Origin of the sequence: Mycobacterium sp. (genome assembly GCF_035314905.1) — a bacterium.
Classification (GTDB): Bacteria; Actinomycetota; Actinomycetes; order Mycobacteriales; family Mycobacteriaceae; genus Mycobacterium.
In genome coordinates this window covers 1-10,795 of record NZ_DATFYW010000077.1, presented here as the reverse complement: position 1 = coordinate 10,795, position 10,795 = coordinate 1, and the positions used below count along the sequence as shown (strand labels likewise).

Here is a 10,795-nt window from a genome sequence, read left to right as displayed (position 1 = left end):
CGGGTGGTGCTGCGGGTAGCGCATCGCGGCGACAAGCGGGCGTTGGCGGAAACCGTGCAGCGCAACGCGGCAGAGGCGCTCGCTCAGCACAAGCTCAAACGGGCAGGCGACTTCAATGCGAGATCCGAAGCCCTGCAGAGTATTCAGGATGTGCTCGGGCTGGCGGAGGCGCCCCTGCGCATCGAGTGCGTCGACATCAGCCATGTGCAGGGCACCGACGTGGTGGCGTCGCTGGTGGTGTTCGAGGACGGACTGCCGCGCCGGTCCGACTACCGACACTTCGCGATCCGAGACGCCGCAGGCGGTGGGCGCTCCGACGACGTCGCATCGATCGCGGAGGTGACCCGGCGACGGTTCCTGCGGCATTTGTCCGATCTGGCGCGGAGTCCGGAAGACTCTGCGGGAGATGGCAAGCCGAGGCGGTTCGCATATCCACCAAACCTGTTCGTGGTCGACGGCGGTGCTCCTCAAGTGAACGCGGCCCAATCGGTACTCGACGAACTCGGAATCAGCGACGTCGCGGTCATCGGGCTCGCGAAGCGACTGGAGGAGGTGTGGGTGCCGTCGGAGCCCGACCCGGTGATCATGCCCCGCAACAGCGAGGGGCTGTACCTGCTCCAACGGATCCGCGACGAGGCACACCGGTTCGCGATCACTTACCACCGGAGCAAGCGCTCCAAGCGGATGACCGCGTCGGCCCTCGACTCGGTGCGGGGCCTCGGAGAAAACCGGCGGGCCGCGCTGGTGAAGCACTTCGGCTCGGTCGCCAAGTTGAAGCAAGCCACTGTGGAAGAGATCACCGCTGTCCCGGGAATCGGTGTCGCGACGGCCCGAGCGGTGCTCGAGGCGATCGGTGTTGCGCCGGATTCGGTGGGAACCGGCACGGCGAACGTCGCGATGGGCGATGATCAGACCAGGGCATCGGGATGACAGACCAGGGGACCGGGGAAGAACTGCGCGACAGCTCACACGGCGAGGCTGGCGCGGCCAAAACGGGCATCGACGTCGTCCTCGTCACCGGGCTGTCCGGCGCCGGGCGCGGCACCGCGGCCAAGGTGCTCGAGGACCTCGGCTGGTATGTCGCCGACAACCTGCCGCCCGAGCTGATCACGCAGATGGTCGATCTCGGGCTGGCGGCCGGGTCCCGGATCACGCAGCTGGCGGTGGTGCTCGACGTCCGCTCACGCGGGTTCACCGGCGATCTGGACTGGGTGCGCAACGATCTGGCGACGCGTGGGATCTGGCCACGGGTCCTGTTTTTGGAGGCCTCCGACGACATCCTGGTGCGCCGGTATGAGCATGTGCGGCGCAGCCATCCGCTGCAGGGTGATCAGACACTGGCCGAGGGCATCGCGGCCGAGCGCAGCATGTTGGCCCCGTTGCGGGCAGCAGCCGACCTGATCATCGACACATCGACGCTGTCGGTGCGGGGCCTGCGGGAAAGCATCGAGCGGGCATTCGGCGGGGAGGCCGTGGCGCAGACGAGCGTGACCGTTGAGTCGTTCGGCTTCAAATACGGGCTGCCGATGGACGCCGACATGGTGATGGACGTGCGTTTCCTGCCGAACCCGCATTGGGTGGACGAACTGCGCCGTCACACCGGCCAGCACCCCGCGGTGCGCGACTACGTCTTGTCTCAGCCCGGGGCCGAAGAGTTCCTCGACACCTACCATCGGCTGCTGTCGCTTGTCGTCGAGGGATATCGCAGGGAGGGGAAGCGTTACATGACCGTCGCGATCGGCTGCACAGGCGGGAAGCACCGCAGCGTGGCCATGGCCGAGGCGCTGGCCGAGCGTCTGGACCCCAAGGACCAACTGTCGGTGCGCGTGCTGCACCGGGATCTGGGCCGCGAATGAGCCCGCGCATCGTCGCCCTCGGCGGCGGGCATGGACTCTACGCCACGCTGTCCGCCGCGCGCCGGCTCACCCCGCATGTGACAGCGGTCGTCACCGTGGCCGACGACGGCGGATCCTCCGGCCGGCTGCGCAGCGAGCTTGACGTCGTGCCTCCCGGCGATCTGCGAATGGCGTTGGCCGCGTTGGCTTCTGACAGCCGGTACGGCAGGCTGTGGGCCACCATAATTCAGCATCGATTCGGCGGCAACGGCGCGTTGGCCGGTCACCCGATCGGTAACCTGATGCTGGCCGGGCTCAACGAGGTGCTGGCCGATCCGGTCGCCGCCCTCGACGAGCTGGGCCGCATCCTCGGCGTCAAGGGTCGCGTGCTGCCGATGTGCCCGATCGCGTTGCAGATCGAGGCCGACGTCGCCGCGCTGGAGGCCGATCCCCGGATGAGCCGGGTGATCCGCGGGCAGGTCGCAGTCGCCACCACCGTGGGCAAGGTCCGACGGGTCCGGCTGCTCCCGAACGATCCGCCCGCCACCCGGCAGGCCGTCGACGCGATCCTCGACGCGGATCTGGTTGTGTTGGGGCCGGGTTCGTGGTTCACGAGCGTGATCCCGCATGTGCTCGTGCCGGGCTTGGCGGCTGCGCTGCAGGCCACCGCCGCGCGCCGGGCGCTGGTGCTCAACCTGGCGGCGGAGCCGGGGGAGACGGCCGGGTTCTCGGCCGAGCGGCACCTACACGTGTTGTCGCAGCACGCACCGGGATTTCGGGTGCACGACATCGTCGTCGACGCCGGTCGGGTGCCCAGCGACCGGGAGCGTCAGCAGCTGATTCGCACCGCGATGCTGCTCAACGCCGAGGTCCGGTTTGCTGATGTGGCCAGACCTGGTACATCTCTACATGACCCGGCGAAGCTGGCCGCCGTGTTGGAAAGCGTTCGAGCGCGTAAGTCGGTGGTGGCTCCCGCGCCGACCGTGCCGACGCCCGCGGCCGGCCCGTCGAGCGGACCGAGCCTGAATGGACCGGGAGGTGACGACCCGTGGCGATGACGGCCGAGGTCAAGGACGAGTTGAGCCGGCTGGTGGTCAACTCGGTGAGCGCGCGCCGTGCCGAGGTTGCCGCGTTGCTGCGGTTCGCGGGCGGGCTGCACATCGTCTCCGGCCGGGTCATCGTGGAAGCCGAGGTTGACCTGGGCATCATCGCCCGGCGCCTGCGCAAGGACATCTTCGACCTCTACGGCTACAACGCCGTGGTGCACGTGTTGTCGGCCAGCGGAATCCGCAAAACCACGCGCTACGTGGTGCGGATAGCCAAGGACGGCGAGGCGCTGGCCCGGCAGACTGGCCTGCTCGATCTGCGCGGCCGGCCGGTGCGCGGGCTGCCGGCCCAGGTGGTCGGCGGGAGCGTCGGCGATGCGGAGGCGGCATGGCGGGGAGCGTTCCTCGCGCACGGTTCGCTGACGGAGCCGGGTCGGTCGTCGGCCCTCGAGGTGAACTGCCCGGGGCCGGAGGCGGCGCTGGCCCTGGTCGGTGCCGCGCGCCGCCTGGGGATCAGCGCGAAGGCCCGCGAGGTTCGAGGCAGCGACCGTGTCGTGGTGCGCGACGGGGAGGCGATCGGTGCGCTGCTCAACCGGATGGGCGCCCAGGGCACCCGGCTGACGTGGGAGGAGCGGCGGATGCGGCGTGAGGTGCGCGCGACCGCCAACCGGCTCGCCAACTTCGACGACGCCAACCTGCGCCGGTCCGCGCGGGCGGCGGTGGCTGCGGCCGCCCGGGTCGAGCGGGCGCTGGAGATTCTGTCCGACACGGTGCCCGACCACCTCGCGGCGGCGGGCAAGCTGCGCGTGGAACACCGACAAGCATCACTGGAGGAGCTGGGCCGACTCGCAGATCCGCCGATGACGAAAGATGCTGTCGCAGGACGCATTCGACGACTGTTGTCGATGGCCGACCGCAAGGCCAAGCAGGAGGGCATCCCGGACACCGAGTCCGCGGTCACCCCGGATCTGCTCGAAGACGCCTAGCGATTCCCAGTCGCGCAGTCCGATCGGCACCTTCCACCCGACGATCATCCCGCCATCGGGGTCCGCGCCGGTGAGGCGCGTGAGCGTCGAGATGATGGTGGCGATTGCCGTCGAGGCAAATCCTTCCAGCCGAATTCCCCCTGGCCTCACCGGTCGCGCGACCCCCACCAGGCAGCACTAGGCTGACCTGGGGTAGTTCATCAGCGACTAAGGAGAGTCAAGTGACGATTCGGGTAGGGATCAACGGCTTCGGTCGCATCGGACGCAATTTCTACCGGGCCCTGGAGGCGCAGAAGGAGCAGGGCAGCAGCGCCGACATCGAGGTGGTGGCGGTCAACGATCTCACCGACAACGCCACCCTGGCCCACCTGCTGAAATTCGACTCCATTCTGGGCCGGTTCGCTAAGGACATCAGCCTGGAGGGTGAGGACACGATCGTCGTCGGCAGCGACAAGATCAAGGCTCTCGAGGTCAAGGAGGGGCCTGCGGCGCTGCCGTGGGGAGATCTCGGCGTCGACGTCGTCGTCGAATCCACCGGCATCTTCACCAGCGCCGCCAAGGCCAAGGGCCATCTGGACGCGGGCGCGAAGAAGGTCGTCATCTCGGCACCGGCCACCGACCCCGACATCACGATCGTGTTCGGTGTCAACGACGACAAGTACGACGGCAGCCAGAACATCATCTCGAACGCCTCCTGCACCACGAACTGCCTCGGGCCGCTGGCCAAGGTGCTGAACGACGAGTTCGGCATCGTCCGCGGCCTGATGACCACCGTGCACGCGTACACCCAGGACCAGAACCTGCAGGACGGCCCGCACAAGGACCTGCGCCGGGCGCGCGCGGCGGCGATCAACATCGTGCCGACGTCCACCGGCGCGGCCAAAGCGATCGGGGTGGTGCTGCCCGAACTGAAGGGCAAACTCGACGGCTATGCGCTGCGGGTTCCGGTGCCGACCGGATCGGTCACCGACCTCACCGCTGAGATCTCCAAGACGGCCACTGCGGACGAGATCAACGCCGCCTTCAAGGCCGCCGCCGAGGGCAAGCTCAAGGGCATCATGAAGTACTACGACGTACCGATCGTGTCGACCGACATCGTCACCGATCCGCACTCGTCGATCTTCGACGCCGGACTGACCAAGGTGATCGAGAACCAGGCCAAGGTGGTGTCCTGGTACGACAACGAATGGGGTTACTCCAACCGGCTCGTCGACCTGGTCGCCCTGGTCGGCAAGTCGCTGTAACCGTGAATCTCCCGACAGTCGACGAGCTTCTGGGGCAAGGGGTTTCGGGCCGCGGCGTACTCGTGCGCTCCGACCTCAACGTGCCGCTCGGCGACGACGGCCGCATCACCGACCGCGGCCGCATCGTCGCGTCGGTCCCCACGCTGGATGCGCTCGCCCAGGCCGGGGCAAAGGTCGTCATCGCCGCGCATCTGGGTCGGCCCAAGGGCGGCCCCGACCCGAAGTACTCGCTGAAGCCCGTCGCGGCCGCCCTCAGCGAGGAGCTGGGCCGGCACGTCCAGCTGGCCGCCGACGTCGTCGGGCCTGACGCGCTGGCCCGCGCCGAGGGGCTGACCGACGGCGACGTGCTGCTGTTGGAGAACATCCGCTTCGACCCTCGAGAGACCAGCAAAGACGATGCCGAACGCATGAAGTTGGCCCGGCAGCTGGCCCTCCTGGTTGGCGACGACGGAGCGTTCGTCTCCGACGGCTTCGGGGTGGTGCACCGCAAGCAGGCGTCGGTCTACGACGTCGCCATCGTGCTGCCGCATTACGCCGGCAAGCTGGTGGCCACAGAGGTGGCGGTGCTCGAGAAGCTGGCGAGCTCGACCGAACGGCCATATGCCGTCGTTCTCGGCGGGTCAAAGGTCTCCGACAAGCTCGCCGTGATCGCACGACTGTCAACCAAGTCGGACAGCCTGCTCATCGGCGGCGGCATGTGCTTCACCTTCCTTGCCGCGCACGGACTTTCGGTGGGCAGGTCGCTGCTGGAGCCCGAGATGATCGAGACCTGCAAGGAACTGCTGGAGACCTATGCCGACGTGATCCACGTGCCGGTGGACATCGTCGTGGCCGACGAATTCGCCGCCGACTCACCGGCGCAGACCGTTGCGGCAGAACGGATTCCCGACGACAAGATAGGCCTGGACATCGGGCCGGAGTCGGTCAGGCGGTTCACCGCGCTGTTGTCCAACGCCAAGACCATCTTCTGGAACGGCCCGATGGGTGTGTTCGAATTCCCGCCATTCGCGCCGGGCACGAAGGGCGTTGCCGAGGCGATCATCGCCGCGACCCGCAAGGGTGCGTTCAGCGTCGTGGGCGGCGGCGACTCCGCAGCCGCGGTGCGCGAGCTCGGGCTGCCAGAGGACGGCTTCTCTCACATTTCGACCGGTGGCGGAGCGTCGCTGGAATACCTTGAAGGCAAATCGCTGCCCGGTCTCGAAGTGCTGAGCCGCTGAGCAAGAGGAGAGTCGTGAGCCGCAAGCCGCTGATCGCCGGCAACTGGAAGATGAACCTCAACCACTTCGAAGCGATCGCCCTTGTGCAGAAGATCGCGTTCGCGCTCCCGGAAAAGTACTTCGACAAGGTCGACGTGTCCGTCCTGCCGCCGTTCACGGACCTGCGCAGCGTGCAGACCCTCGTCGAGGGCGAGAGGATGCGGCTGACCTACGGCGGACAGGATCTGTCGCAACACGACTCCGGCGCCTACACCGGCGACATCAGCGGCGCCTTCCTGGCCAAGCTCGGCTGCACTTACGTGGTTGTCGGTCACTCCGAGCGGCGCACCTATCACCGCGAGGACGACGCGCTGGTGGCCGCGAAGGCGGCCGCCGCGCTGCGCCACGGCCTGGCACCGATCGTCTGCATCGGCGAGCACCTCGACGTGCGCGAGGCCGGCGACCACGTCACCCACAACATCGAGCAGTTACGCGGGTCACTGGACGGCCTGAGCGCCGAGGGGGTCGGCCAGGTGGTGATCGCCTACGAGCCGGTCTGGGCGATCGGCACCGGCCGGGTGGCCAGCGCCGCCGACGCGCAGGAGGTCTGCCACGCGATCCGCGCAGAACTCGGCAAATTGTCGTCGCCGCAGGTCGCGGACACAGTTCGGGTGCTCTACGGCGGGTCGGTGAACTCGAAGAACATCGGCGAGATCGTCGCGCAACAGGACATCGACGGCGCACTCGTGGGGGGCGCGTCGCTCGACGGTGAGGAGTTCGCCAAGCTCTCGGCGATCGCCGCCGGCGGCCCCCTGCCGTAGTCGGCCAGAAACAGCAGGTAGTCTGGCCGTCATGGAATTGGCCCTGCAGATTCTGCTGGTGGTCACCAGTGTCCTGGTGGTCCTGCTCGTGCTGCTGCACCGCGCCAAGGGCGGCGGCCTGTCCACGCTGTTCGGCGGCGGCGTGCAGTCCAGCCTGTCGGGGTCGACGGTCGTGGAGAAGAACCTCGACCGCGTCACCTTGTTCGTGACGGCGATCTGGGTCGTCTCGATCATCGGCGTCGGGCTGCAGATCAAGTACAGCTGACTTCTCGCCGTGCGGCGCCCCCAACCGGCGCCGATACTTGGAGAATGGCCGGCGACGCGGCACTCGAACCGATCGGCGCGGTACAGCGCACCCGGGTAGGCCGCGAGGCGACCGAGCCGATGCGGGAGGACATCCGGCTGCTCGGCTCGATCCTCGGTGAGACCGTCCGTGAGCAGAACGGCGACGAGGTGTTCGAGCTCGTCGAACGCGCCCGAGTCGAGTCCTTCCGCGTGCGCCGCTCGGAGATCGACCGTGCGGAGCTGGCCCGACTCTTCGACGGGATCGATGTCCACAAAGCCATTCCGGTGATTCGGGCATTCACCCACTTCGCGCTGCTGGCCAACGTCGCGGAAGACATCCACCGCGAACGCCGCCGGGCAATCCACGTCCAGGCGGGTGAGCCGCCGCAGGACAGCAGCCTTGCCGCGACTTACCACAAACTCGATGCCGCCCAACTCGATTCCATCACCGTCGCGGAGGCGCTGAAGGGTGCGTTGGTGTCGCCAGTGATCACCGCCCACCCCACCGAGACGCGACGGCGCACCGTGTTCGACACCCAGCACCGCATCACCGAACTGATGCGGCTGCGGCTGCACGGGCACGCCGAGACCCCCGACGGCCGCGACATCACAGAGGAACTGCGCCGGCAGGTGCTGAGGCTGTGGCAAACGGCGCTGATTCGGCTGCAGCGGTTGAAGATCCAGGACGAGATCGAGATGGGGCTGCGGTACTACCACGCCTCGTTCTTCGAAGTCGTCCCGCAGATCAATTCCCAGGTGGAGGCAGCGCTGCTGGCCCGCTGGCCGGACGTTCATCTGCTCGAAGAGCCGCTCGTCCGGATGGGTTCGTGGATCGGCGGTGACCGTGACGGCAACCCGAACGTGACCGCCGACGTCGTGCGGTTGGCCACCGCCGGCGCGGCCTACACCGCACTGGGGCACTACTTCGCGGAGCTCACCACGCTCGAGGAGGAGCTGTCGATGTCGGCCCGGCTGGTCCCGATCACCGATGCGCTCGCCGCGCTGGCCGATGCCTGTCATGAGCCCGCGCGCTTGGACGAGCCGTACCGGCGGGCGCTGCGGGTCATCCGTGGCCGGCTGACGGCGACCGCGTCGGAAATCCTCGACCGCGAGCCGGGGCACCAGCTCGAGCTCGGTGTGCAGCGATACCTGACGCCGGCCGAGCTGTCGGCCGACCTCGACGTGATCGACGCGGCGCTGCGTGCAGGCGGAAGCGCACTGATCGCCGACGACCGCCTGGCGCGGCTGCGGGAGGCCGTGCACGACTTCGGGTTTCATCTCTCGGGCCTGGACATGCGGCAGAACTCGGAGGTCCACGAACAGGTCGTGGCCGAACTGCTGGCGTGGGCCGGGGTGCATCCCGACTACGCATCGCTGCCCGAACCCGAGCGCGTCGAGCTGCTGGCCGGCGAGCTGGCCACCCGGCGGCCGCTGACTCGTGATGACGCCGAGCTGTCCGAGTTGGCCCGCAAGGAACTCGACATCGCCGCCGCCGCCGCGCGGGCGATCGACCTCTTCGGACCCGACGCCGTGCCGAACTACATCATCTCGATGTGTCAGTCCGTGTCGGACATGCTGGAGCCCGCGATCCTGCTGAAGGAGGTCGGTCTGCTGGAAGCGGCCGGCGCCCAGACAAAGAGCCCCGTCGGCATCGTGCCGCTGTTCGAGACCATCGACGACCTGCAACGAGGCGCGTCGATCCTGGAGGCCGCGCTGGATCTCCCGGTGTACCGGGCATTGGTCACCTCTCGGGGCGGCAGCCAGGAGGTGATGCTGGGCTACTCGGACTCCAACAAGGACGGTGGTTACCTCGCGGCCAACTGGGCGCTGTACCGCGCGGAGCTCGATCTTGTCGAATCCGCCCGCAAAACCGGAATCAGGCTGCGGCTCTTCCACGGTCGCGGTGGCACCGTCGGCCGTGGGGGCGGCCCGAGCTATGACGCAATCCTCGCGCAGCCACCGGGCGCGGTGACGGGCTCCCTGCGGATCACCGAGCAGGGAGAGGTGATCGCGGCAAAGTACGCGGAGCCGAGGATCGCGCACCGCAACCTTGAAACCCTTGTCGCGGCAACCCTGGAGTCCACCCTGCTCGACGTCGAGGGACTCGGCGACGACGCGGGACCGGCCTACCAGGTGCTCGACGACCTCGCGGCTCGCGCACAGCGGGCCTACGCCGAATTGGTCCACGAGACTCCGGGTTTCGTCGAGTACTTCAAAGCCTCCACGCCGGTCAGCGAGATCGGCGCACTGAACATCGGCAGCAGGCCGACGTCACGCAAACCCACCACGTCGATCTCCGATCTGAGGGCGATTCCATGGGTGCTGGCCTGGAGCCAGTCACGCGTGATGCTGCCGGGCTGGTACGGCACCGGGACCGCGTTCGCCGACTGGATCGCCGACGGGGAGGGCCGCCTGGAGGCGCTGCAGGACCTGTACCGGCGATGGCCGTTTTTCCGCACCGTGTTGTCGAACATGGCCCAGGTGCTGGCGAAGGCTGACATGGGTTTGGCGGCAAGGTATTCCGAGCTGGTGCCCGACGAGACGTTGCGGCGCCGGGTGTTCGACAAGATCGTCGCCGAACACAACCGGACGATCGAGATGCACAAGCTGATCACCGGCCACGACGACCTGCTCGCCGACAACCCGGCGCTCGCGCGGTCGGTCTTCAACCGTTTCCCGTACCTGGAGCCGTTGAATCACCTGCAGGTCGAGTTGTTGCGTCGCTACCGGTCCGGTGACGCGGACGAGCTGGTGCAACGCGGAATCCTGCTGACGATGAGCGGGCTGGCGACCGCCTTGCGCAACAGCGGCTGACGCGGCGAGCGTCGTGCCTAGATGTGGGTGCGCTGGCGGATCGCGTTCACGACTCCGCGCGCCGCGGATTCCGTCGCAGCGAGCGGCGCCGCGGCCGTCTCGCCGACACCGACGATGCGCTCCACGCGATCGACGATACGCTCCATCCTGGCCACCATGTCGTCGAGGCGGGGTGCCAGCGCATCCAGCCGGCTCAGGGTGTCGTTGAGGTGGGACAGGCTGGCGTCGAACGTCTCGAGCGAGTCCTCGAAGACCGCCAGGGTCTTGTTCAGATCGGACAACGACCCGGTCATGTCGCCCAAGATCGTGTCGAGCTGTTCGACGGTCACTCCGCGTTGAGCGCCGCCTGAGCGAGCGTCTTGATTCTCTCCCGGCCGGTGCGCCCTTTGTCTGCCATGCCGGTCATTATCGCCCGACTAAGACAGCTTGCCGGCCGCAGCCTCGTCGAGCAGCCAGATCGTCGCCTCACGGCCGACGGCGCCGGCGGCCGGCACCTCGTCGGGATCCGCCCCGCCCAGAGCCGCCGCCACCGCTTCGGCCTTGTTCTCTCCGGAGACGATCAGCCATA

10 protein-coding genes and 1 pseudogene are annotated in these 10,795 nt (G+C 68.0%); 9 read left to right on the top strand and 2 right to left on the bottom strand.

Annotation, left to right across the window (positions count from 1 at the left end; translation table 11 throughout):
• The 9 genes from uvrC to ppc form a co-directional block, all read left to right on the top strand.
• Positions 1-930 (top strand): excinuclease ABC subunit UvrC (uvrC, locus tag VKG81_RS05980; RefSeq protein WP_324394921.1); only part of this gene is annotated, 930 nt, incomplete at its 5' end.
• Entirely contained in the window at positions 927-1,856 is a 930-nt protein-coding gene (gene rapZ, locus VKG81_RS05975) for an RNase adapter RapZ (RefSeq protein WP_324394920.1), read from the top strand. The genes uvrC and rapZ, both read left to right, overlap by 4 nt.
• Complete coding sequence (gene yvcK, locus VKG81_RS05970) at positions 1,853-2,893, top strand: uridine diphosphate-N-acetylglucosamine-binding protein YvcK (RefSeq protein ID WP_324394919.1); 1,041 nt, start codon at positions 1,853-1,855, stop codon at positions 2,891-2,893. The genes rapZ and yvcK overlap by 4 nt, the downstream gene beginning before the upstream one ends.
• Positions 2,890-3,867, top strand: coding sequence for a DNA-binding protein WhiA (gene whiA, locus VKG81_RS05965; RefSeq protein WP_324394922.1), 978 nt, complete (start codon positions 2,890-2,892; stop codon positions 3,865-3,867). Before yvcK ends, whiA begins: the two co-directional genes overlap by 4 nt.
• A gap of 221 nt (positions 3,868-4,088) precedes the next feature.
• A complete protein-coding gene (gene gap / locus VKG81_RS05960; RefSeq protein WP_324394918.1) occupies positions 4,089-5,111 on the top strand; it encodes a type I glyceraldehyde-3-phosphate dehydrogenase in 1,023 nt (340 codons plus the stop codon).
• A gap of 2 nt (positions 5,112-5,113) precedes the next feature.
• Entirely contained in the window at positions 5,114-6,328 is a 1,215-nt protein-coding gene (locus tag VKG81_RS05955; RefSeq protein WP_324394917.1) for a phosphoglycerate kinase, read from the top strand.
• 14 nt (positions 6,329-6,342) lie between these two features.
• Entirely contained in the window at positions 6,343-7,128 is a 786-nt protein-coding gene (gene tpiA, locus VKG81_RS05950) for a triose-phosphate isomerase (protein ID WP_324394916.1), read from the top strand.
• Positions 7,129-7,159: 31 nt separating this feature from the next.
• Positions 7,160-7,393: a preprotein translocase subunit SecG gene (gene secG / locus VKG81_RS05945; RefSeq protein ID WP_324394915.1), complete on the top strand. Its 234-nt coding sequence runs from the start codon at positions 7,160-7,162 to the stop codon at positions 7,391-7,393.
• Between the two features lie 44 nt (positions 7,394-7,437).
• Positions 7,438-10,227, top strand: coding sequence for a phosphoenolpyruvate carboxylase (gene ppc / locus VKG81_RS05940; protein ID WP_324394914.1), 2,790 nt, complete (start codon positions 7,438-7,440; stop codon positions 10,225-10,227).
• 17 nt (positions 10,228-10,244) lie between these two features.
• Here the strand turns inward: ppc and VKG81_RS05935 are convergent.
• Together VKG81_RS05935 and VKG81_RS05930 are read right to left on the bottom strand one after the other, a co-directional pair.
• Positions 10,245-10,624: pseudogene (locus VKG81_RS05935) on the bottom strand (ATPase).
• Positions 10,625-10,643: 19 nt separating this feature from the next.
• A partial coding sequence (locus VKG81_RS05930) for a 6-phosphogluconolactonase (protein ID WP_414685178.1) occupies positions 10,644-10,795 on the bottom strand: 152 nt, incomplete at its 5' end.

Excerpts from the sequence above, each read along its gene's own strand:
- ppc (WP_324394914.1), top strand. The coding sequence starts at position 7,438 with ATGGCCGGCGACGCGGCACTCGAACCGATCGGCGCGGTACAGCGCACC.
- yvcK (WP_324394919.1), top strand. The coding sequence starts at position 1,853 with ATGAGCCCGCGCATCGTCGCCCTCGGCGGCGGGCATGGACTCTACGCC.
- rapZ (WP_324394920.1), top strand. The coding sequence starts at position 927 with ATGACAGACCAGGGGACCGGGGAAGAACTGCGCGACAGCTCACACGGC.
- secG (WP_324394915.1), top strand. The coding sequence starts at position 7,160 with ATGGAATTGGCCCTGCAGATTCTGCTGGTGGTCACCAGTGTCCTGGTG.
- whiA (WP_324394922.1), top strand. The coding sequence starts at position 2,890 with ATGACGGCCGAGGTCAAGGACGAGTTGAGCCGGCTGGTGGTCAACTCG.